Genomic DNA, 20,922 nt, shown 5'->3' on the forward strand with positions numbered 1-20,922 from the left:
GTCCCCTGGCGCTGCGGGGCAATCGGGGGTGGTGGGAAAGCTTGTTCGTGCAGGGGTGGATGCGGGGTGAACGAGCGGGTGGGTGGGAAAGGCCTGTTCGGTGGGCCCGGTGCCGGGTGGCGAGAGGGAGGGGCACGCCCCGCCCCGGGGTGCACGAGCCCCGCGCACACGAGCCCCGCGATACTGCGGGCCCGCCCGCCCGGCGGGACAGATACCCTGGAGGGCGACCTGTCCGCCCTCCCCCAAGCTCGCGGCTTCGCCCGAGCAGGGGGTGCCCCCATCAACCCGAGGATTCGCGACCGCCGTGTTCGACACTCTCTCCGACCGCCTCGCAGCGACATTCAAGAACCTCCGGGGCAAGGGCCGCCTGTCCGAGGCGGACATCGACGCCACGGCGCGCGAGATCCGCATCGCCCTGCTCGAGGCGGATGTCGCCCTCCCCGTCGTCCGGGCCTTCATCAAGCAGATCAAGGAGCGGGCCACCGGGGCCGAGGTCTCCCAGGCCCTGAACCCCGCCCAGCAGGTCATCAAGATCGTCAACGAGGAGCTCATCGGCATCCTCGGCGGCGAGACGCGACGCCTGCGGTTCGCCAAGAACCCGCCGAGCGTCATCATGCTCGCCGGTCTGCAGGGTGCCGGTAAGACCACCCTCGCCGGAAAGCTCGGCCTCTGGCTGAAGGGGCAGGGCCACTCGCCGCTCCTGGTGGCGTGTGACCTGCAGCGTCCCAACGCCGTGAACCAGCTCTCCGTGGTGGCCGAGCGCGCGGGCGTCGGCGTCTACGCCCCGCAGCCGGGCAACGGCGTGGGCGACCCGGTTCAGGTCGCCAAGGACTCGATCGAGTTCGCCAAGACCAAGCAGTACGACGTCGTCATCGTCGACACCGCCGGCCGCCTTGGCATCGACCAGGAGCTGATGCAGCAGGCCGCGGACATCCGCGACGCCGTCAGCCCGGACGAGGTCCTCTTCGTCGTCGACGCCATGATCGGTCAGGACGCCGTCAACACGGCGGAGTCCTTCCGTGACGGCGTCGGCTTCGACGGCGTCGTCCTGTCGAAGCTCGACGGTGACGCCCGTGGTGGCGCCGCCCTGTCGATCGCGCAGGTCACGGGCCGCCAGATCATGTTCGCCTCCAACGGCGAGAAGCTGGACGACTTCGACGCGTTCCACCCGGACCGCATGGCGTCCCGCATCCTCGGCATGGGCGACATGCTCACGCTGATCGAGAAGGCCGAGCAGACCTTCTCCCAGCAAGAGGCCGAGAAGATGGCCTCCAAGCTGGCGAGCAGCAAGGGCAAGGACTTCACGCTCGACGACTTCCTGGCCCAGATGGAGCAGGTCCGCAAGATGGGCAGCATCAGCAAGCTGCTCGGGATGATGCCCGGAATGGGGCAGATCAAGGACCAGATCAACAACCTGGACGAGCGGGACGTCGACCGCACCGCCGCCATCATCAAGTCGATGACGCCGGCCGAGCGCCACGAGCCGACCATCATCAACGGCTCCCGTCGCGCCCGTATCGCCAAGGGTTCCGGCGTCGAGGTCAGCGCCGTCAAGAACCTGGTCGAGCGCTTCTTCGAGGCCCGCAAGATGATGTCGCGGATGGCCCAGGGCGGCGGAATGCCGGGTATGCCCGGGATGCCGGGCATGGGTGGCGGCCCCGGCAAGCAGAAGAAGAAGCAGAAGCAGGCCAAGGGCAAGCGGAAGTCGGGCAACCCGATGAAGCGCAAGCAGGAGGAGCAGGAGGCCGCCGCCCGCCGCGAGCAGGCGGCCCAGGAAGGCGGCGCCTTCAACCTCCCCGCGGGCCAGCAGGGACAGAACTTCGAGCTGCCGGACGAGTTCAAGAAGTTCATGGGCTGACCTCGCCCGCTGTCGTACGCCGCCTGGGGCGCCCCTCTGCCGTGAGGGGTGCCCCAGGCGTTTTCGGAGCGGATGCCCGGCCCCGGTTTGTGTCGTAGCGTCCGGATATGAGCAACCCTGTGCCGCCGCGCCAGGCGCCCGACCAGCCATGGCGCTCCGAGGGCGCGCCTCCGCCCGCGCCCACACCACCGCCGAAGAAGAAGATGCCGGGCGGGTGGGGCGGACTCATCCTCACCGCGCTCATCGTCTATCTCATCGCCAACCTCGTCCTCTCGTTTTTCAACGACGGCGACGAGCCGACGATCTCGTACACGGAGTTCAGCAAGCAGGTCGACTCCGGGAACGTCACGAAGATCTACTCCAAGGGCGACGCGATCCAGGGCCAGCTCAAGAAGGAGCAGGAGAAGCCGGGTGACGCGAAGGGGAAGTACACCAAGTTCATCACCCAGCGGCCCGCCTTCGCCGACGACAAGCTCTGGGACGACCTGACCAAGCACGACGTCACGGTCACCGCCGAGCCCGTCGTCCAGGAACGCAGCTTCCTCTCCAACCTCCTCATCTCGCTCGCCCCGATGCTGCTCCTGGTCTTCCTGTGGATCTTCATCGCCCGGCGGATGAGCGCGGGCATGGGCGGCGGCGCGGGCGGCATGCTGGGCCGCAAGGCCCCGCCCAAACCGGTGGAGCTCGAACCCGGCGACAAGCGCACCACCTTCGAGGACGTGGCGGGCATCGACGAGGTCGAGGGCGAGCTCAGCGACGTCGTCGACTTCCTGAAGAACCCCGCCGCCTACCGCGAGATGGGCGCCAAGATGCCGCGGGGCGTGCTGCTCGCGGGCCTACCGGGCACGGGCAAGACGCTGCTCGCGCGGGCTGTCGCCGGTGAGGCCGGGGTGCCCTTCTTCTCGGCGTCCGCGTCCGAGTTCATCGAGATGATCGTGGGCGTCGGGGCGTCGCGCGTACGTGAACTCTTCGCCGAGGCGAGGAAGGTCGCGCCGTCCATCATCTTCATCGACGAGATCGACACCATCGGGCGGGCGCGCGGTGGCGGCAGCGGGATGGGCGGCCATGACGAACGCGAGCAGACGCTGAACCAGATCCTCACCGAGATGGATGGTTTCTCCGGCTCCGAAGGCGTCATCGTCCTGGCGGCCACCAACCGCGCCGACATCCTGGACCCCGCCCTGACCCGCCCCGGACGCTTCGACCGGGTCGTCACCGTCAGCCCGCCCGACCGGGGTGGACGCGAGGCCATCCTCAGGATCCACACCCGTGAGATCCCGATGGCGGACGACATCGACCTCGCCCAGGTCGCCCGTACGACACCGGGGATGACCGGCGCCGAACTCGCCAACCTCGCCAACGAAGCCGCATTGCTCGCCGTCAAGCGGAAGCAGAAGAAGGTGACGCAGTCCGACCTCTCCGAAGCGCTCGAGAAGGTCCAGCTGGGTGCCGAGCGGCCGCTGGTCATGCCCGAGGAGGAGCGGCGGCGCACGGCGTACCACGAGAGCGGACACGCCCTGCTCGGCATGCTGCAGCCAGGCGCCGACCCGGTCCGCAAGATCACCATCGTGCCCCGGGGGCGCGCGCTCGGCGTCACCCTGTCGACGCCGGACGCCGACAAGTACGCGTACACGGAGGAGTATCTGCGCGGCCGCATCGTCGGCGCCCTGGGCGGCATGGCGGCCGAACAGGTCGTCTTCGACACGATCACCACGGGCGCCGAGAACGACCTCGAACAGGTCACCAACATCGCCCGCGGCATGGTCGGCCGCTGGGGCATGAGCGAACGCGTCGGCAGGCTCTCGGCGCTGCCGGGCGACGCCCAGCAGGCCTACGGGCTCTCGGCCGCCCCCGTCACCCTCGACACGATCGACCACGAGATGCGGCGGATCGTCGACGAGTGCTACGAGAGCGCCTGCCGACAACTGAGGGACCACCGTGGCCAGTTGGACGACCTGGCGTCCGCACTCCTGGAGAACGAGACGCTGGAGGAGGAGACGGCCTACCGGGTCGCCGGCATCACACGGCTCACCAAGGACACCGACTAGACCGCTCCGGTTACGAAGCGCCCCCGCGGCTCGCCATGGGCGTGCTCGACCGCGCCTGCGCGCAGGCCGGCATCCGGCCCCGTGTCGCCTTCGAGGCGGCCGCTCCGCAGGTCCTTGTGCAACTCGTCGTCCGCGGGATGGGCGTGGCCGTCCTTCCCGCTCTCGAACCCCGTACGGCGGCCGCGTACGGACTGCGGACGCTGGAGATCACCGATCCCCGGGCGCGCGGCAGGATCGCCCTGGCCTGGCGCACGGACGGACCCGCGAGCCCGGCGGCCGGGGTGCTGCTCGACCGCCTCCGGACGGCGCTGGGCACCGGTTAGGCGTGCGCCCCTATCGCGTACGCGCGATCAAGTACCGGAACACGTTCGGCATCCACACCGTCCCGTCCCGCCGCTTGTGCGGGTGCAGGGCCTCCGTCAGTTCCTTGTCGACCTGTACCTGATCGGTCGCGCCCACCGCCGCGTCGAAGAGCCCGGTGGAGAGCAGGCCGCGGACCGCGCTCTCGGTGTCCGCGTACCCGAAGGGGCATGCGACGCGTCCCGAGCCGTCCGGCTTGAGGCCCGCCCGCTGGGCGACCTCCTCCAGGTCGTCACGGAGCGCGGGGCGCCAACTTCCCGTACTACGGAGAGGGTCGGCGAGCTTGGTCGCCACCTTCAGTACAGAAGAGGTCGTGCAGCGCTCCGGCGGACCCCAGCCGACGAGCACCACGGGGGTGCCGTGCCCGGTCAGCGGGACGGTGGACTCCAGGAGGCCGGAAAGGCCCTCGGAGTCGCCCGCCACACAGCCGATCGGCTGGAACGCGGTCACCATGTTGAAGAGGGGAACATCCGGCCCCGAGACGTCGGCGGGTCCTCCCTCGACGAGCCGGGCGCCGCCGTGCCGCTGTGTGTCCGAGGCCGTCTCCGGCAGCAGGCGTTCGCGCGCCAGGGCGAGCCGTTCGGGCGCCGAGGGGTCGACGCCGGTGACCGACGCGCCCCGGGACTCCGCCATCAGGAGGGCGAGCCCGGAACCGCAGCCGAGACCGAGAAGTCGTGTTCCGCCGCCCACGTCGAGTCGTTCGTACACCGCCTCGTAGAGCGGGACCAGCATCCGTTCCTGGATTTCCGCCCAGTCACGCGCGCGTGCGCACCGGTCCACGCCGCGCGGGTTCGTGCCCGCGCGGGGGAGGTGCGGCTGCGCGAGTGTAGGTGACATCGAAAGCGCCCCAATCCGCCGAGAGTTGCTGGAGTGTCGTATTCAAACGGTTCGTCCGCCCCCGTGCAGTGCGCTCGCACTCCCCCCGTATGCCAGAGAACTCCGCATCCGTCGCGGCGTCCAGAGGTTGTGGGGCAATGCTTGCGTGCCACCGTCGTGCGCCCCCCGAAGAAGCCCCCGAGAAACCCCGGGGAAGCCCCGGAGAAATTCGCTGCACGCGCTCCAGAGGCCCGCCGTACCATGCGCGCCATGGCTAAGGCACCCGTACTCACGCCCCGCGCGGAAGACTTTCCGCGCTGGTACCAGGACCTGATCAACAAGGCCGAGCTGGCCGACAACGGTCCGGTGCGGGGCACCATGGTGATCCGACCGTACGGCTACGGCCTGTGGGAACGCATGCAGCGGGACATGGACGCCCGCATCAAGGAGACGGGCACCCAGAACGCGTACTTCCCTCTCCTCATCCCCCAGTCGTACCTGACCAGGGAGGCCGAGCACGTCGAGGGCTTCGCCCCCGAACTGGCCGTCGTCACGCACGGCGGGGGCAAGGAGCTGGAGGAGCCGGTCGTCATCCGCCCGACCTCCGAGACGATCGTCAACGAGTACTTCGCCAAGTGGGTGCAGAGCTACCGCGACCTGCCGCTCCTGATCAACCAGTGGGCCAACGTGGTCCGTTGGGAGCTGCGGCCCCGGCTCTTCCTGCGGACGTCGGAGTTCCTCTGGCAGGAGGGCCACACGGCCCACGCGACGTACGAGGAAGCACGCGACTTCGCGGCCCGCATCCACCGTGACGTCTACGGAGCCTTCATGCGGGACGTCCTCGCGATGGACTTCGTGCTGGGCCGCAAGACCGCCGAGGAGCGCTTCGCGGGGGCCGTCAACACCCTCACGCTCGAAGGCATGATGGGCGACGGCAAGGCCCTCCAGCTCGGCACCAGCCACGAACTCGGCCAGAACTTCGCCAGGGCCTTCCACACGCAGTACCTCTCCAGGGAAGGCAGGCAGGAACTGGTCTGGCAGACCTCCTGGGGCAGTACGACAAGGATGATCGGCGCCCTGGTGATGATGCACGGCGACGACAGCGGCCTGCGGGTCCCGCCGCGCCTCGCACCGGTCCAGGCCGTCGTCCTCGCCGTCAAGGGCGACGACGCGGTGCTCGCCGAGGTCCGCGAGATCGGCGACCGCCTCAAGGCCGCCGGCGTACGCGTCCAGGTCGACGACCGCACGGACATCCCCTTCGGACGCCGAGCCGTCGACTGGGAGCTCAAGGGAGTGCCGGTGCGCGTCGAGGTCGGCCCGCGCGACCTGGAGAACCGCACCGCGATGGTGGTCCGCCGGATCGTGGACGAGCACAGCCGGGGAGGCAAGGAGCCGGTCGCGATCGACTCCCTGACCACGCTGCTGCCCACCCTCCTCGAAGAGGGTCAGCAGCTCCTCCTTGACCAGGCCCGCGCACGGCGGGAGGCCCACACCGCGGACGTCACCACGGTGCGGGAAGCCGTGGAGGCCACGGCCGCCGGCGGCTGGGCACGCATCCCCTGGGCCACGCTCGGCCCGGAGGGCGAGGCGAAGCTCGCGGAGCACTCCGTGTCCGTACGGTGTCTGGTCACGGAGGACGGGGCGGTGCCGGACGCCGATGAGACCCCGGGTAACGTCGCCGTGGTGGCCCGCGCCTACTGACGCGGACGCCTCCGGTACCGGCGCGCTCGTTCTCGGCTCGTACGCCTGCCGGGTCAACACGAGTCCCGGTGTGCGCGCTTCTTCTACGCGCCGGGGCGTACGCGCCACTACGTACCGGCTTGCCATGAGCTGCGAGGCTTCTGGGCAGATCAGCGCACCCGCCCTCGTCCGGACGCATCAATGACAACTGACGGGTACGTGCAAATTATTTGGGATGCCCCGGAATGGAACCCCTGGGCATCCCGGCTCGTTGTTCACGACGTGAGCACGACACCACCTGTTCTCGCCGCAGAGCTGGCACAGGCGTGGGCCGATATTCAGCGGCACCACCCCGAGCTGCCCGATCTTGCCGCGCCCGAATCCCTGATCGGAGAGTCGTCGTCCGCCTGCGGCGCCGAACTCTCCTTCGAGCGACTGCTCCACGAGGCAGTCCATGGCATCGCCGCGTCACGCGGCGTACGCGACACCTCACGCGCGGGCCGCTATCACAACCGCAGATTCCTCGCGATCGCCGAGGAGCTGGGCCTCGACCACCCCGAGGAGCCGCATCCCAGCAGCGGCTTCTCGCTGGTCACGCTCAACCCCGAGGCGCGCAAGCGCTACCGCCCGACGATCGAGCGGCTCCAGCGCGCCCTCAAGGCGCACACCGCGGCGACAGCCGCCGACACCGCACGCAGCTTCCGGGGCCCGGCCGCCCGGCACGGCTCCTCCGGGGGCGGCGTCCGCGTCAAGGCGGTCTGCGACTGCGGGCGCAACGTCCGCGTGGTCCCCTCGGTGCTCGCCCAGGCGCCCATCGTCTGCGGCGGCTGCGGCAAGCCCTTCCGCATCCCGGAAGTGGTCGGCGCCGCCGCGGGCTGACGGGCTGAGCTGGGGATGCGTCGTGGGGGCGCCCGGACCGGGTTCGGACGCCCCGGCGGCGTATGGCACAATGGCTAGCTGTACTCGACAGCCGCATAGGAACCCTCTCGCCTCCGGCTGACGCGTCCATCGGGCACCCCGAGTACCGCAACCCCACGTGGCATCTCGTTGTGCCCAACCACGTCAAGACCAGGAGACACCACTCCAGTGGCAGTCAAGATCAAGCTGAAGCGTCTGGGCAAGATCCGTTCGCCTCACTACCGCATCGTCGTCGCCGACTCCCGTACCCGCCGTGATGGTCGGGCCATCGAGGAGATCGGTCTGTACCACCCGGTGCAGAACCCCTCGCGCATCGAGGTCGACTCGGAGCGCGCGCAGTACTGGCTCTCCGTCGGCGCTCAGCCGACCGAGCCGGTCATGGCGATCCTGAAGCTCACCGGTGACTGGCAGAAGCACAAGGGCCTGCCGGCCCCGGCGCCGCTGCTCGTCGCGGAGCCCAAGGACAAGCGCGCCGCGTTCGAGGCCTTCACCAAGGGCCTCGAGGGCGACGAGGCGAAGGGTGAGGCCATCACCCAGAAGGCCAAGAAGTCTGACAAGAAGGCGGACGAGGCCAAGGCCGAGTCCACCGAGTCGACCGAGGCCTGAGCATGCTCGAGGAGGCTCTCGAGCACCTCGTGAAGGGCATCGTCGACAACCCCGACGACGTGCAGGTCGCCTCGCGCAACCTGCGCCGGGGGCGTGTGCTCGAGGTCCGGGTCCACCCGGACGACCTCGGCAAGGTGATCGGCCGCAACGGCCGTACCGCACGCGCTCTGCGGACCGTCGTGGGCGCCATCGGCGGCCGCGGTGTCCGCGTCGACCTCGTCGACGTGGACCAGGTTCACTGAACCACAGGTAGCACCGGCACGGGCCGGGGAGGGCTTCTGGGCCTTCCTCGGCCCGTAGTCGTCTGCAGACACAGGAGAAAGCAGTGCAGCTGGTAGTCGCGCGGATCGGCCGCGCCCATGGCATCAAGGGTGAGGTCACCGTCGAGGTGCGGACCGACGAGCCGGAGCTGCGGCTCGGCCCCGGCGCCGTGCTCGCCACCGACCCCGCCTCCACGGGACCGCTGACCATCGAGACCGGCCGGGTGCACAGCGGCCGCCTCCTGCTGCGCTTCGAGGGCGTACGCGACCGCACGGGCGCCGAGGCGCTGCGCAACACGCTGCTCATCGCGGAGGTCGATCCGGAAGAGCTTCCGGAGGACGAGGACGAGTACTACGACCACCAGCTGATGGACCTCGACGTCGTCACCAAGGAGGGCCTCGAGGTCGGCCGGATCACCGAGATCTCGCACCTGCCCTCGCAGGACCTGTTCATCGTGGAGCGCCCCGACGGCAGCGAGGTGATGATCCCCTTCGTGGAGGAGATCGTCACGGAGATCGACCTGGAGGAGCAGCGGGCGATCATCGACCCGCCGCCCGGCCTGATCGACGACCGCGCGGTGATCGCCTCGGCCAGGGACGACGAGGAGCCCTCGGACGAGGAGCCCTCGGACGAGGAGCCCTCTGGCGAGAGGCCCTCGGGGGACGAAGCCTGATGCGGCTCGACGTTGTCACGATCTTCCCCGAGTACCTGGAACCCCTGAACGTCTCCCTCGTCGGCAAGGCACGCGCGCGTGGACAGCTCGACGTGAACGTGCACGACCTCAGGGAGTGGACGTACGACCGCCACAACACGGTCGACGACACCCCCTACGGCGGCGGCCCCGGCATGGTCATGAAGACCGAGCCCTGGGGCGCGGCCCTCGACGACGTACTCGCCGAGGGGTACGAGGCGGGGGCGCACGGGCCCGTCCTGGTCGTTCCCACGCCCAGCGGGCGGCCCTTCACCCAGGAACTCGCCGTCGAGCTCTCCGAGCGGCCCTGGCTGGTCTTCACGCCCGCGCGCTACGAAGGCATCGACCGCCGCGTCATGGACGAGTACGCGACCCGGATGCCGGTCTACGAGGTGTCGATCGGCGACTACGTCCTCGCGGGCGGCGAGGCGGCCGTCCTGGTCGTCACCGAGGCCGTGGCCAGGCTCCTGCCCGGAGTCCTCGGCAACGCCGAGTCCCACCGCGACGACTCCTTCGCGCCCGGCGCCATGGCCAACCTCCTCGAAGGGCCCGTCTACACGAAGCCCCCGCAATGGCGCGGGCACGGCATCCCGGACGTGCTGATCAGCGGCCACCACGGCAAGATCGCACGCTGGCGCAGGGACGAGGCGCTGCGGCGCACGGTCCGCACAAGGCCCGATCTGATCGAGCGCTGCGACCCCGCCGTCTTCGACAAGAAGGACCGCGAGATGCTCTCGATCCTGGGGTGGCGCCCGGGTCCCGACGGCCGATTTGGGCGAGACCCCCAGGCCGTGGAAGAATAGGCCGCTGCTGTACGTCCAGCGTGCGCCCCTGCCACAGGGGGAACGACGCCCGCCCGACGCGAACAGCTATCGAATCCTCATCACGAACTTCCCGCTGATGACCTGTGGCATCAGTGAAGAAAGCAGACGATCATGGCTAACCTGCTCGACTCCGTCGACAGCGCTTCGCTGCGCACCGACATCCCGGCCTTCCGCCCGGGTGACACCGTCAACGTCCACGTGCGCGTCATCGAGGGCAACCGCTCCCGTGTCCAGCAGTTCAAGGGCGTAGTCATCCGTCGCCAGGGTGCCGGCGTGCGCGAGACCTTCACGGTCCGCAAGGTCTCCTTCTCCGTCGGCGTGGAGCGCACCTTCCCGGTGCACACCCCGATCGTCGAGAAGATCGAGCTCGTCAGCCGCGGCGCCGTGCGTCGCGCGAAGCTGTACTACCTCCGTGAGCTGCGCGGCAAGGCCGCGAAGATCAAGGAGAAGCGCGACAACTGAGCTCGCGCACGGGTCCACAGCGGAGCCGGATAGCATCTGGCCCCGATGGACACCGAAGCACAGCACACGGAGCGCGACCGCTCCTCCCCACCCACTGATTCCCCGAGCGCCGAGCGCGAGGGTGAGTCCGAGGGGACGGAGGACCGGTCGCGCTCCGCTTTTGTGTCGTTCGTGTCCTGGGTGCCCGGCGGCAGAGCCACCCTGACCCTGCTGTTCTGCATGGTGTCCCTGCTGCTCGTCAGCACCTTCGTGATGCAGCCCTTCCAGATCCCCAGCGGCTCCATGGAGCCCGCGTTCCGGGTCGGAGACCGGGTACTCGTCAACAAGTTGGCGTACCGTTTCGGTTCCGAGCCGCAGCGAGGTGACGCGGTCGTCTTCGACGGCAGCGGCTACTTCGGAGATGCCGACTACATCAAGCGGGTCGCAGGGGTGGGGGGAGACCGGGTGGTCTGCTGCGACAAGCGGGGGAGGATCAAGGTGAACGGCGAGCCCGTCGACGAGCCGTACCTGTACCCGGGGGACGCCCCCTCGAAGTCGCGCTTCGTCGCGGTCGTGCCCGAAGGCAGCCTGTTCCTCCTCGGTGACCACCGCAGTGACTCCAGTGACTCCCGCGACTACTTGGGCATGCCCGGCGGCGGCATGATCCCCGTCGACTCCGTGATCGGCAGAGCCGACTGGATCGCCTGGCCGATCGGCCACTGGACCTCCCTGGAGCGTCCCGACAGCTACGCGCGCGTGCCGGCACCAGGCGGCGCGCATGGGTAACCGCGGACGGACCCGCCCCGCCAGTCACCGGGCCGACACCCGGCTGCCCACCGGCTCCCGGCCCACCAGCGGTCCCGTACTGCCCGGAAGGGCCGAGCGGCGCAAGCTCGCGCGGAAGGTCAAGCGGCGCAGGCAGCGCTCGGCGATCAAGGAGATACCTCTCCTCATAGGCGTGGCGCTGCTCATAGCCCTGGTCCTGAAGACCTTCCTGGTGCAGGCCTTCGTGATCCCTTCGGGCTCGATGGAGCAGACGATCAAGGTCGGCGACCGCGTACTCGTCGACAAGCTCACCCCGTGGTTCGGTGCCAAGCCGCAGCGCGGCGATGTCGTCGTCTTCGAGGACCCCGGCAACTGGCTCAAGGACGAACAGACCAAGAAGAAGGACGACCCCGTAGGCGTCAAGCAGGTCAAGGAAGGCCTCGCCTTCATCGGCCTGCTTCCCTCCGACAACGAACGCGACCTGATCAAGCGCGTCGTGGGCGTCGGCGGCGACACCGTGAAGTGCTGTGACAAGAACAAGAAGCTCATGGTCAACGGAGTCCCCCTCACCGAGCCCTACATCAACCCGGGGGACGAGCCCTCGTCCTTCGAGTTCGAGGTGAAGGTCCCCGAGGGGCGGCTCTTCGTCATGGGTGACCACCGCTCCGACTCGGCCGACTCCCGTTTCCACCGCACCGAGAAGTTCAGCGGCACCGTCTCCGAGGACAGCGTGGTGGGCCGCGCGCTCGTCATCGCCTGGCCCTTCGACCACTGGCGCAAACTGGAGGAGCCCGAGACGTACGCGTCGGTGCCCGACGCGCGTGCGGGGTCGGACACCGCCCTTGGCCCGTCGCATAGGGTGGCCCCAGGCGATCGATACGGATTGACCGGACTCCCGACCCCTGCGGAACTCCCGCTCGTTATGGGAGTGGTGGGCCTGCATCGCATCAGGAGCGGGCAGCGGCACGGACTGAGGAGTGGATGTGGGGGATGTGGCGGTCGGCGCACGGTCCGGACACGGTGGGCCCGAGGAACAGCCGGGTCGTACAGACGAGCCGGAGGCCGCGGCGGACGGCGTGAGCCCCGGGAATGATCCCGAGGGAGCCAGTCCCGCACCCGGCGAGCCGGACGGGAAGCAGACCAAGGAGGCGAAGAAGCCCCGCTCCTTCTGGAAGGAGCTTCCCCTCCTCATCGGCATCGCGCTGATCCTGGCCCTGGTGATCAAGACCTTCCTGGTGCAGGCGTTCTCGATTCCCTCGGACTCGATGCAGAACACACTCCAGAAGGGCGACCGCGTCCTGGTCGACAAGCTGACCCCGTGGTTCGGCTCGGAGCCCGAGCGCGGCGAGGTCGTCGTCTTCAGGGACCCCGGCCACTGGCTGGACGGTGAGCCGACGCCCGACCCGAACGCGATCCAGCGGGTCCTCGGCTGGGTCGGCCTGATGCCGTCCGCCGACGAGAAGGACCTGATCAAGCGCGTCATCGCGGTCGGCGGCGACACGGTGGAGTGCAAGGGCACCGGACCGGTGAAGGTCAACGGCAAGGCGCTGAACGAGCCGTACGTCTTCGAGGGCAACACCCCGTGCACCGTCGACGACCAGGGCGGCCAGTTCAAGCTCACCGTCCCGGCAGGCAAGATCTGGGTCATGGGCGACCACCGGCAGAACTCGCTGGACTCCCGCTACCACCAGAACCAGCCCGGCGGCGGCGCCGTCCCCGTGGACAACGTCGTGGGCCGCGCCATCGTGATCGCCTGGCCGCCCACCCGCTGGGCGACGTTGCCCAAGCCGGACACCTTCGACCAGCAGGGCATCAACGCCGCCATGAGCGCGGCGCCGGCGGCCCTCGGGCTCGCGGGTGCGGTGCCGGTCGTGCTCTGGCGCCGACGCCGGCTGACGGTGGCTGCCGCGCAGGCCGCGAGGGTTTCTGGCGGAGGTACCGCCGGGTAGGGTGCCGTCCCAGATCACGGATCTTCCGCGCTCCTGTTCGTAGGAGCGCGGGGTCGTCTCCGAGACGGGGGAGCACTGGGATGAGCAGGACACAACGTACGGACGAGGGCCACGGGCGGCTCGGCAGCGTGCTGTCGGGACTGGCCGTGGCCCTCGGCTGTGTGCTCTTCCTGGGAGGCTTCGTCTGGGGCGCCGTCCTGTATCAGCCCTACACCGTTCCCACCGGGTCGATGACGCCGACGATCGGCGCGGGCGACCGGGTCCTGGCGGAGCGGATCGACGGCAGCGAGGTGCGCCGCGGTGACGTCGTCGTCTTCCGGCAGGCGAGCTGGGGCGACCTGCCGATGGTCAAGCGGGTCGTCGGCGTCGGCGGGGACCGCATCTCCTGCTGCACGGACGGCAAGCTGATGGTCAACGGCAAGCCCGTCGCAGAACCGTATCTTCCGAAGGGCGCGGGAGCCGCGGCCACCGGAATCCCGGCCACCACGGTCCCCAAGGGCAACCTCTTCCTGCTCGGTGACGAGCGCAGCGGCTCCCTGGACTCCAGCGTGCACCTGGGCGACTCCAACCGCGGCTCCGTGCCGCGTGGCGCGGTGGAGGGGCGGGTCGACGCGGTGGCCTGGCCGTCGGAGCGGTTCGGGACGCTGGAGCGCCCCGAGGGCTTCGCGGACATGCCGGGCGGAATCTCTGACCCCGGGCCGGTGCGGCTCATGGTGTGGTCGGTGGTGGTCGGTGCCGTCCTCGTCTTGGGCGGCGCGGCGTACGGGCCGGTGGCCAAGCGGCTGCGGCGCGGGCGCGGGCGTCCGCGCAGCCGCGACCGCTCGGCGGAGAGCGCCCATGTCGGCTGAGGAGCCGCAATCGGGGGCGCTGCGCAGGGTCGCGCGGGTGGTGCTGCTCGACCCGCAGGACCGCATCCTCCTGTTGCACGGCCATGAGCCGGAGGACGCGGCGGACGACTGGTGGTTCACGCCGGGCGGCGGTCTGGAGGGCGACGAGACGCATGAACAGGCCGCGCTACGTGAACTGATGGAAGAGACGGGCATCACCGAGGTCGAGCTCGGCCCCGCCCTGTGGCAGCGGGTCTGCTCCTTCCCCTTCGCCGGACGGCGCTGGGACCAGGACGAGCGGTACTTCCTGGCGCGTACGTCGCAGACGTACACGCGGGCCGCGGGGCTGACGGAGCTTGAACGGCGGAGTGTCGCGGGAGCGCGATGGTGGACGTGCCAGGAACTGACCGAGGCACATGAGACGGTGTATCCGACCAGGCTCGCCGAGTTGCTTCGCAGGCTGCTCGACGAGGGTCCTCCGAGCCGGCCCGAGACCCTCGACACGGAAATCGTGTAGAGGCTCCAGGGGCTGACGCACAATAGGGGGACGCACGGCTGAAGGGGAACATGCCATGAGCGCCGAGGACCTCGAGAAGTACGAGACCGAGATGGAGCTGAAGCTCTACCGGGAGTACCGCGATGTCGTCGGTCTGTTCAAATATGTGATCGAGACCGAACGGCGCTTCTACCTCACCAACGACTACGAGATGCAGGTGCACTCGGTCCAGGGTGAGGTTTTCTTCGAGGTGTCCATGGCGGACGCCTGGGTGTGGGACATGTACAGGCCTGCTCGATTCGTGAAGCAGGTGCGTGTCCTCACGTTCAAGGACGTGAATATCGAGGAGCTCAACAAGAGCGACCTCGAACTGCCGGGCGGCTGAGTTCAGCGCTCGGTCCAGTGACCAGCCCAGTGCTCGGTTCACCACTCGGTTCACCGCTCGGTTCACTGTCACGGGTGAGCGGGTTATCCACAACGCGTGAGTCGTCCACCAAGATCCACAGCGCTCGGGGCTGAGTCCCAGAGTGGGTGTCGGAGGTGGTTCCGACATGAACGCACGTGGGGCACTTGGGCGGTACGGCGAAGATCTGGCCGCGCGGCGGCTGGGCGAAGCCGGGATGACGGTCCTGGAGCGCAATTGGCGCGGTGGCAGGACCGGCGAGATCGACATCGTGGCCATGGACGGCGAAGCGCTGGTCGTCTGTGAGGTCAAGACGCGCAGGGCCGCCCTGGTCGGCTCGGGGATCTACCAGCACCCGATGGCCGCCGTGGGCCAGGCCAAGGCGGAGCGGCTGCGGCGTCTCGCCGAGCGCTGGATCGACGAGCGTGGCGGCCCGCCGCCGGGCGGGGTGCGGATCGATCTCGTCGGCGTCCTGGTCCCGCGCCGCGGGGCACCTGTCGTGGAGCACGCGCGGGGGGTGGCCTGATGGGATTCGCGCGTACATGTTCCGTGGCCTTGGTGGGCGTCGAGGGCGTGGTCGTCGAGGTGCAGGCCGACCTGGAGCCGGGGGTCGCGGCGTTCACGCTGGTCGGGCTCCCGGACAAGAGCCTGACGGAGAGCAAGGACCGGGTCAGGGCCGCCGTGGTCAACTCCGGAGGGGAGTGGCCGCAGAAGAAGCTCACGGTGGGCCTCAGTCCGGCGTCGGTGCCCAAGGGCGGCAGCGGTTTCGATCTCGCGATCGCCTGCGCGGTGCTCGGTGCGGCGGAGCGGATCGACCCGCGGACCCTCACCGACATCGTGATGATCGGCGAACTGGGGCTCGACGGGCGGGTGCGGCCGGTCAGGGGAGTGCTGCCCGCGGTTCTCGCGGCGGCCGACGCGGGCTATGAGCAGGTCGTCGTCCCGGAGTGCACCGCGGCGGAGGCCGCGCTGGTGCCCGGGGTCTCGGTGCTCGGGGTGCGCAGCCTGCGGCAGCTCATCGCCGTGCTGACCGATGAGCCGGTGCCGGAGGAGGAGCCGGACGAGCCCGGGCGCCCGGACCCGATGCTCGCGGGGCTCTGCGTGCCCGGGACCGGTGTGGGCACGGGGCTCAGCGGCGGTCTGGACGACGCCCTCGCCCTCGACCTCGCCGATGTCGTCGGCCAGACCTCGGCCAGGACCGCCCTGGAGGTGGCGGCGACGGGCGGGCACCACCTCTTTCTGCAGGGCCCGCCGGGCGCGGGAAAGACGATGCTCGCGGAGCGGCTGCCGGCGATCCTGCCCCGGCTGACCCGGGAGGAGTCCTTGGAAGTGACGGCCGTCCACTCCGTGGCGGGCATGCTGCCCCCGGGCAAGCCGTTGGTGGACACCGCGCCCTACTGCGCGCCGCACCACTCCGCGACGATGCAGTCGCTGGTGGGCGGCGGCAAGGGGATCGCGCGGCCGGGGGCGGTCTCGTTGGCTCACCGCGGGGTGCTTTTTCTCGACGAGGCGCCGGAGTTCAGCGGCCAGACCCTGGACTCCTTGCGCCAGCCCCTGGAATCCGGGCATGTGGTGATCGCTCGCAGCGCGGGAGTGGTGCGTCTGCCCGCGAAGTTCCTGATGGTGCTCGCCGCCAACCCCTGTCCTTGCGGTCGGCACACCCTGCTGGGTGACGGCTGCGAGTGCCCGGCGTCCATCATCCGCCGTTATCAGGCGCGGCTGTCGGGACCGCTGCTCGACCGGGTCGACCTGAAGGTCGAGGTGGAGCCCGTCACCCGCTCCGAGCTGGCCGGTCACGGCACTCCCGGGGACTCCACGCAGACGGTCGCCGACCGGGTGCGCGCCGCCCGGGAGCGGGCGGCGGCCAGGCTGACCGGCACCGGCTGGCGCACGAACAGCGAGGTCCCGGGACACGCGCTGCGCACGCGATGGCCCGCGGAGCCGGGCGCCCTGGACGCCGCCGAACTCGACCTGGAGCGAGGCTTCCTGACGGCGCGGGGGCTCGACCGCGTCCTGCGGGTCGCCTGGACCGTCGCGGACCTCGCGGGGCGGGACCGGCCCGGGGTTCAGGATGTCGCCCTCGCGCTGCAGTTGCGTACGGGGGTCTCGCGGGGAGTGCCGATGGCGATCGGGGCGCTGACATGACCGCTGACATGACAGCTGACCAGGGCGGCACCCCGGAGGAGGAACGGCTGGCAAGGGTCGCCCTGACGCGCGTCCTCGAACCGGGGGACGCGGTGGGAGGGCGGTGGTTGCGCGAGACCGGGGCCACGGAAGTGGTGCGGCGGCTCGTCGAGGGGGAGGGACGGCTGGCCGGGGTGACGCCGGCGAGGTGGGAGGGGTTGCGGGCGCGGGCCGTGCGGGCGAGGCCTGGGCGGGACCTGGCGGTGGCGCGGGACGCGGGGGTGCGCTTCGTGTGTCCGGGGGAGTCGGAGTGGCCCGCCCAGCTGGACGACCTCGGGGACGCGCGACCCGTGGGGCTATGGGTGCGGGGGCAGCCCAGCCTGCGGATATGGGCGCTGCGGTCGGTGGCCGTGGTCGGCGCGCGGGCCTGTACGGAGTACGGGGCGCACATGGCGGCCGGTCTGGGTGCGGGGCTGGCCGAGCGGGGGTGGGTGGTCGTGTCGGGCGGTGCCTATGGGGTGGACGGTGCCGCGCACCGGGGGGCGCTGGGGGCCGGTGGGGCCACGGTCGCGGTGCTCGCGTGCGGGGTCGATCAAGCCTACCCGCGCGGGCACGCCGAGTTGCTGAGGAGGATCGCGGAACAGGGGCTGCTGGTCGGGGAGTTGCCGCCGGGGGACCATCCCACGCCGAGCAGGTTCATCCTCCGGAACCGCGTGATCGCCGCTCTCACCCGGGGGAGTGTCGTCGTCGAGGCCGCCTACCGCAGTGGTGCGCTCGCCACGGCGCGCAGTGCCCAGGAGCTCGGACGGTTCACGATGGGGGTGCCGGGCCCCGCGACGAGCGGTCTCTCGGCGGGGGTGCACGAACTGCTGCGGCGGGACGGAGTCCTGGTGACCGACGCGGCGGACGTCGTCGAGCTGGTGGGTGACATGGGCGAGCTGGCCCCGGAGCGGCGCGGGCCCGTCGTGCCGCGCGATCTGCTCGCCCCGGACGCCGCGCGCGTCCTGGCGGCGGTGCCCGGCCGGGGGAGTGCGTCACCCCGGGAGATCGCACTCGGGGCGGGCACGGTGGTGGACGCGGCGATCGGTCGGCTGTACGAGTTGCGCTCTCTCGGGTTCGTCGAACGACACGGCGAGGGCTGGCAGTTGACACGCCAGGCGATTGTGTCGGTCTCGCCGGAGGGAGACGGTTCGTGACCGACCGTGTTCGGCCGTCTGGATGAACCCCCGATGCCCTTGGGAATGCCCGCAGTTGACGCTTCAAGCTCGTCACGGACGGCGACGGGAGGTACTCGGTGGGGCGCCCAGCGGAACGTATCTGCGTACGCGGGATCCCCCGCTGTTCGCACACTGCGACACTCCAGTCACGCTACGCTCACAAGGATTCCGACGCGGACAGGCAACCACAGGCAAGCAGACGGACAACCTCATTCACTTCACGCAAACTCACCACCTCGCGGGCGCGGGCGAAACCACCGGCTCGCACGACCTCACCGGTTCACGGCAGAACGGCTCAAGGCAACAAATGCCCCAGCACACCTCAGGGTCCGATCGGGCGGCGGCTCCTCCCGCCGCCCGGAGCGGCGAGCGGGAGCGGCCCCCCGCCCCCTCGTCGCTGGACGAGCTGTGGCGTTCGTACAAGGACACGGGGGACGGGCGGCTGCGCGAACAGTTGATCCTGCACTACTCGCCGCTGGTGAAATATGTGGCGGGCCGGGTCAGCGTGGGCCTCCCGCCCAATGTCGAGCAGGCGGACTTCGTGTCCTCCGGGGTGTTCGGTCTGATCGACGCGATCGAGAAGTTCGACATCGAGCGGTCCATCAAGTTCGAGACGTACGCGATCACCCGCATCCGTGGCGCGATGATCGACGAACTGCGCGCGCTCGACTGGATTCCCCGGTCCGTGCGGCAGAAGGCGCGCAACGTCGAGCGGGCCTACGCCACGCTCGAGGCGCAGTTGCGGCGTACTCCGTCGGAGGGCGAGGTCGCCCACGAGATGGGCATCGCCATCGAGGAACTGCATGCCATTTTCAGCCAGTTGTCGCTGGCGAACGTGGTGGCCCTCGAAGAACTCCTGCACGTCGGCGGCGAGGGCGGCAACCGGCTGAGCCTGATGGACACCCTTGAGGACACCGCGGCAGACAACCCCGTGGAGGTCGCCGAGGACCGCGAGCTGCGGCGGCTGCTCGCGCGCGCGATCAATACGCTGCCGGAGCGGGAGAAGACCGTCGTGACGCTCTACTACTACGAGGGTCTGACGCTCGCCGAGATCGGCAACGTGCTCGGCGTGACGGAGAGCCGGGTGAGCCAGATCCACACGAAGTCGGTGCTCCAGCTGCGGGCGAAGCTGGCGAGTTTCGGCCGCTGAGCGCGCTGAATCGTCCCTGCCCCCGGCATGTGCCGCGCGACCGGGGTGTGGGGTTTCGCGGGGTGGAGCGACTCCCGTCCGGGCGGTCACGTCCGTAGAGTGGAGGGCGTGCCAAGGATTCGAGCGGCCTCTGTGGCCGAGCACCGGTCGATGCAGCGCGGCGCCCTCCTGGACGCCGCGCGGTCCCTGCTGTCCGAGGGCGGTACGGAGGCGTTGACCTTCCCCGCCCTCGCTGAACGCACGGGGCTCGCGCGGTCGTCCGTGTACGAGTACTTCCGGTCGCGTGCCGCGGTCGTGGAGGAGCTGTGTGAGGTCGACTTCCCCGTCTGGGCGGCGGAGGTCTCCGCCGCGATGGAGGGCGCCGACTCCGCCGAGGGCAAGGTCGAGGCGTACGTCAGGCGGCAGCTCGATCTGGTGGGGGACCGGCGCCACCGGGCCGTCGTCGCGATCTCCGCGGCCGAGCTGGACGCGGGCGCGCGCGAGAAGATCCGGGCCGCGCACGGAGGGCTCGTCGCCATGATCGGCGAGGCGCTGCGCGAGCTGGGGCACGCCGAGCCACGGCTCGCGGCGATGCTCCTGCAGGGTGTCGTGGACGCGGCGGTGCGGCGCATCGAGCTGGGCGCCGCCGAGGACCCGTCCGCCATCACCGAGGCGGCCGTGACCATGGCCCTGCGGGGTGTGCGGGGCTGAGCCCTCGCACGTCGATGCCCGGCAGCGGGGCATCCCGTCCCCCTGACCCATCCTCTGCCCCGCCACCTGCCCCGCCCGGCAGAAGGCCTGCCCACAGCGGGACCGGCCGCAGGAACGGCACATCGATCACCGGCAGCAGGCGGGCTGCGCCGCGTCGCAGCAGCCACGGCGGCAGCAGCGACAGCGGGTCCAGATACGCCTCGCCCCTCAGCAGCCCCCAGTGGAGACAGCTGTCCCGGCAGTGGGCGCGGGGCGGTTCCAGCACCCCGAGCGTCGCGCCCGCAGCCACCTCGGCGCCCTTCTTGACCGTGGCCCGCACCGGTTCGTACGTCGTGCGCAGGGGTGGATCACCCGTGCCCGTCAGCGTCACGGCGACCACACCCCGTCCCGCCACCCGGCCCGCGAAGGAGACCTTGCCCGCGACCGCAGCCCGGACCACCGAGCCCGGCGGCGCCGCGAGGTCCACGCCCCGGTGGCCCCGGCCGTACTCCGTCGCCGGGGGCTCCCAGCCCCGTACGACAGCGGGCCGCACCCCCACCGGCCAAGCGCGGCCGACCTTCGGCACCGGCTCCCGAGCCACCTCTGACACCGGCTCCCGAGCCACCTCTGACACCGGCTCCCCGGCAGCCCCGGCGGGCACTGCCGCCACGGTGATCAATGCCACGCACAGCAGCACCGGACCCAGCATCGGACGCAGTACCGCACTCAGGCTTCTTCGCATGTGAGACATGCCAGAACCGTCCCGCGCCGGGCCGCTCCGCGGGGATCATGGCGCGGATCTGTGGATGACCAGCCGCT

General features: G+C 70.3%; 22 protein-coding genes and 1 pseudogene. 21 read left to right on the forward strand and 2 right to left on the reverse strand.

Annotation, left to right across the window (positions count from 1 at the left end; genetic code table 11):
* The first annotated feature begins 304 nt into the window (after positions 1-304).
* The 3 genes from ffh to ACWFRU_RS31775 all read left to right on the forward strand — a co-directional run bounded on the left by ffh (position 305) and on the right by ACWFRU_RS31775 (position 4,229).
* Positions 305-1,858 carry a signal recognition particle protein gene (gene ffh, locus ACWFRU_RS31765; RefSeq protein ID WP_453691531.1) on the forward strand — a complete coding sequence of 518 codons (1,554 nt, stop codon included), beginning with the start codon at positions 305-307 and terminating at the stop codon, positions 1,856-1,858.
* A gap of 107 nt (positions 1,859-1,965) precedes the next feature.
* Positions 1,966-3,906, forward strand: a complete 1,941-nt coding sequence (ftsH, locus tag ACWFRU_RS31770; RefSeq protein WP_453691532.1) for an ATP-dependent zinc metalloprotease FtsH — start codon at positions 1,966-1,968, stop codon at positions 3,904-3,906.
* A gap of 35 nt (positions 3,907-3,941) precedes the next feature.
* Entirely contained in the window at positions 3,942-4,229 is a 288-nt protein-coding gene (locus ACWFRU_RS31775; RefSeq protein WP_453691533.1) for a LysR substrate-binding domain-containing protein, read from the forward strand.
* 10 nt (positions 4,230-4,239) lie between these two features.
* Here ACWFRU_RS31775 and ACWFRU_RS31780 read toward each other — a convergent pair whose 3' ends face one another.
* Positions 4,240-5,103 (reverse strand): SAM-dependent methyltransferase, encoded by an 864-nt coding sequence (locus tag ACWFRU_RS31780; RefSeq protein ID WP_453691534.1) that lies wholly within the window; start codon positions 5,101-5,103, stop codon positions 4,240-4,242.
* A gap of 249 nt (positions 5,104-5,352) precedes the next feature.
* On the opposite strand from ACWFRU_RS31780, the gene proS reads away from it, so the two are divergent.
* The 18 genes from proS to ACWFRU_RS31870 all read left to right on the forward strand — a co-directional run bounded on the left by proS (position 5,353) and on the right by ACWFRU_RS31870 (position 20,124).
* Positions 5,353-6,783, forward strand: a complete 1,431-nt coding sequence (proS, locus tag ACWFRU_RS31785) for a proline--tRNA ligase (protein ID WP_453691535.1) — start codon at positions 5,353-5,355, stop codon at positions 6,781-6,783.
* Positions 6,784-7,044: 261 nt separating this feature from the next.
* A complete protein-coding gene (locus ACWFRU_RS31790) occupies positions 7,045-7,641 on the forward strand; it encodes a hypothetical protein (RefSeq protein ID WP_351165389.1) in 597 nt (198 codons plus the stop codon).
* A gap of 207 nt (positions 7,642-7,848) precedes the next feature.
* Positions 7,849-8,286 (forward strand): 30S ribosomal protein S16, encoded by a 438-nt coding sequence (rpsP, locus tag ACWFRU_RS31795; RefSeq protein ID WP_453691536.1) that lies wholly within the window; start codon positions 7,849-7,851, stop codon positions 8,284-8,286.
* 2 nt (positions 8,287-8,288) lie between these two features.
* A complete protein-coding gene (locus tag ACWFRU_RS31800; RefSeq protein ID WP_030361979.1) occupies positions 8,289-8,528 on the forward strand; it encodes an RNA-binding protein in 240 nt (79 codons plus the stop codon).
* A gap of 83 nt (positions 8,529-8,611) precedes the next feature.
* On the forward strand, positions 8,612-9,220 hold the full coding sequence (rimM, locus tag ACWFRU_RS31805; RefSeq protein ID WP_453691537.1) for a ribosome maturation factor RimM: 609 nt from the start codon (positions 8,612-8,614) through the stop codon (positions 9,218-9,220).
* Complete coding sequence (trmD, locus tag ACWFRU_RS31810; RefSeq protein ID WP_453691538.1) at positions 9,220-10,041, forward strand: tRNA (guanosine(37)-N1)-methyltransferase TrmD; 822 nt, start codon at positions 9,220-9,222, stop codon at positions 10,039-10,041. The genes rimM and trmD overlap by 1 nt, the downstream gene beginning before the upstream one ends.
* Before the next feature lie 132 nt (positions 10,042-10,173).
* Positions 10,174-10,524 carry a 50S ribosomal protein L19 gene (gene rplS, locus ACWFRU_RS31815; RefSeq protein WP_160507458.1) on the forward strand — a complete coding sequence of 117 codons (351 nt, stop codon included), beginning with the start codon at positions 10,174-10,176 and terminating at the stop codon, positions 10,522-10,524.
* Between the two features lie 45 nt (positions 10,525-10,569).
* Positions 10,570-11,289 (forward strand): signal peptidase I, encoded by a 720-nt coding sequence (gene lepB, locus ACWFRU_RS31820; protein WP_453691539.1) that lies wholly within the window; start codon positions 10,570-10,572, stop codon positions 11,287-11,289.
* Positions 11,282-12,361, forward strand: a complete 1,080-nt coding sequence (lepB, locus tag ACWFRU_RS31825; protein WP_453691540.1) for a signal peptidase I — start codon at positions 11,282-11,284, stop codon at positions 12,359-12,361. Before lepB (ACWFRU_RS31820) ends, lepB (ACWFRU_RS31825) begins: the two co-directional genes overlap by 8 nt.
* Entirely contained in the window at positions 12,252-13,217 is a 966-nt protein-coding gene (gene lepB, locus ACWFRU_RS31830; RefSeq protein WP_453691541.1) for a signal peptidase I, read from the forward strand. Before lepB (ACWFRU_RS31825) ends, lepB (ACWFRU_RS31830) begins: the two co-directional genes overlap by 110 nt.
* Before the next feature lie 80 nt (positions 13,218-13,297).
* Positions 13,298-14,065 (forward strand): signal peptidase I, encoded by a 768-nt coding sequence (lepB, locus tag ACWFRU_RS31835; RefSeq protein ID WP_453691542.1) that lies wholly within the window; start codon positions 13,298-13,300, stop codon positions 14,063-14,065.
* Positions 14,055-14,561 (forward strand): NUDIX hydrolase, encoded by a 507-nt coding sequence (locus ACWFRU_RS31840; RefSeq protein ID WP_453691543.1) that lies wholly within the window; start codon positions 14,055-14,057, stop codon positions 14,559-14,561. Before lepB (ACWFRU_RS31835) ends, ACWFRU_RS31840 begins: the two co-directional genes overlap by 11 nt.
* Positions 14,562-14,616: 55 nt before the next feature.
* Positions 14,617-14,925, forward strand: coding sequence for a DUF2469 domain-containing protein (locus tag ACWFRU_RS31845; protein WP_003965949.1), 309 nt, complete (start codon positions 14,617-14,619; stop codon positions 14,923-14,925).
* 166 nt (positions 14,926-15,091) lie between these two features.
* Entirely contained in the window at positions 15,092-15,469 is a 378-nt protein-coding gene (locus ACWFRU_RS31850) for a YraN family protein (protein WP_453691544.1), read from the forward strand.
* On the forward strand, positions 15,469-17,088 hold the full coding sequence (locus ACWFRU_RS31855) for a YifB family Mg chelatase-like AAA ATPase (protein WP_453691545.1): 1,620 nt from the start codon (positions 15,469-15,471) through the stop codon (positions 17,086-17,088). The genes ACWFRU_RS31850 and ACWFRU_RS31855 overlap by 1 nt, the downstream gene beginning before the upstream one ends.
* Positions 17,089-17,096: 8 nt before the next feature.
* Complete coding sequence (dprA, locus tag ACWFRU_RS31860) at positions 17,097-18,263, forward strand: DNA-processing protein DprA (RefSeq protein ID WP_453691546.1); 1,167 nt, start codon at positions 17,097-17,099, stop codon at positions 18,261-18,263.
* 328 nt (positions 18,264-18,591) lie between these two features.
* A complete protein-coding gene (gene whiG / locus ACWFRU_RS31865) occupies positions 18,592-19,434 on the forward strand; it encodes an RNA polymerase sigma factor WhiG (RefSeq protein WP_365824115.1) in 843 nt (280 codons plus the stop codon).
* 132 nt (positions 19,435-19,566) lie between these two features.
* On the forward strand, positions 19,567-20,124 hold the full coding sequence (locus ACWFRU_RS31870) for a TetR/AcrR family transcriptional regulator (RefSeq protein ID WP_453691627.1): 558 nt from the start codon (positions 19,567-19,569) through the stop codon (positions 20,122-20,124).
* Positions 20,125-20,239: 115 nt separating this feature from the next.
* Here the strand turns inward: ACWFRU_RS31870 and ACWFRU_RS31875 are convergent.
* Positions 20,240-20,812: pseudogene (locus ACWFRU_RS31875) on the reverse strand (peptidoglycan DD-metalloendopeptidase family protein); the annotation flags it as partial.
* Between the last annotated feature and the right edge of the window lie 110 nt (positions 20,813-20,922).

The sequence above is a fragment of the Streptomyces sp. NPDC055099 genome (genome assembly GCF_053607685.1).

Bases quoted from the DNA above. Each gene is read 5' to 3' on its own strand.
- ftsH (WP_453691532.1), top strand. From the start codon at position 1,966: ATGAGCAACCCTGTGCCGCCGCGCCAGGCGCCCGACCAGCCATGGCGC.
- ACWFRU_RS31775 (WP_453691533.1), top strand. From the start codon at position 3,942: ATGGGCGTGCTCGACCGCGCCTGCGCGCAGGCCGGCATCCGGCCCCGT.
- ACWFRU_RS31780 (WP_453691534.1), bottom strand. From the start codon at position 5,103: ATGTCACCTACACTCGCGCAGCCGCACCTCCCCCGCGCGGGCACGAAC.
- proS (WP_453691535.1), top strand. From the start codon at position 5,353: ATGGCTAAGGCACCCGTACTCACGCCCCGCGCGGAAGACTTTCCGCGC.
- ACWFRU_RS31800 (WP_030361979.1), top strand. From the start codon at position 8,289: ATGCTCGAGGAGGCTCTCGAGCACCTCGTGAAGGGCATCGTCGACAAC.
- trmD (WP_453691538.1), top strand. From the start codon at position 9,220: ATGCGGCTCGACGTTGTCACGATCTTCCCCGAGTACCTGGAACCCCTG.
- rplS (WP_160507458.1), top strand. From the start codon at position 10,174: ATGGCTAACCTGCTCGACTCCGTCGACAGCGCTTCGCTGCGCACCGAC.
- lepB (WP_453691539.1), top strand. From the start codon at position 10,570: ATGGACACCGAAGCACAGCACACGGAGCGCGACCGCTCCTCCCCACCC.
- lepB (WP_453691540.1), top strand. From the start codon at position 11,282: ATGGGTAACCGCGGACGGACCCGCCCCGCCAGTCACCGGGCCGACACC.
- lepB (WP_453691542.1), top strand. From the start codon at position 13,298: ATGAGCAGGACACAACGTACGGACGAGGGCCACGGGCGGCTCGGCAGC.
- ACWFRU_RS31840 (WP_453691543.1), top strand. From the start codon at position 14,055: ATGTCGGCTGAGGAGCCGCAATCGGGGGCGCTGCGCAGGGTCGCGCGG.
- ACWFRU_RS31845 (WP_003965949.1), top strand. From the start codon at position 14,617: ATGAGCGCCGAGGACCTCGAGAAGTACGAGACCGAGATGGAGCTGAAG.
- ACWFRU_RS31850 (WP_453691544.1), top strand. From the start codon at position 15,092: ATGAACGCACGTGGGGCACTTGGGCGGTACGGCGAAGATCTGGCCGCG.
- ACWFRU_RS31855 (WP_453691545.1), top strand. From the start codon at position 15,469: ATGGGATTCGCGCGTACATGTTCCGTGGCCTTGGTGGGCGTCGAGGGC.
- dprA (WP_453691546.1), top strand. From the start codon at position 17,097: ATGACAGCTGACCAGGGCGGCACCCCGGAGGAGGAACGGCTGGCAAGG.
- whiG (WP_365824115.1), top strand. From the start codon at position 18,592: ATGCCCCAGCACACCTCAGGGTCCGATCGGGCGGCGGCTCCTCCCGCC.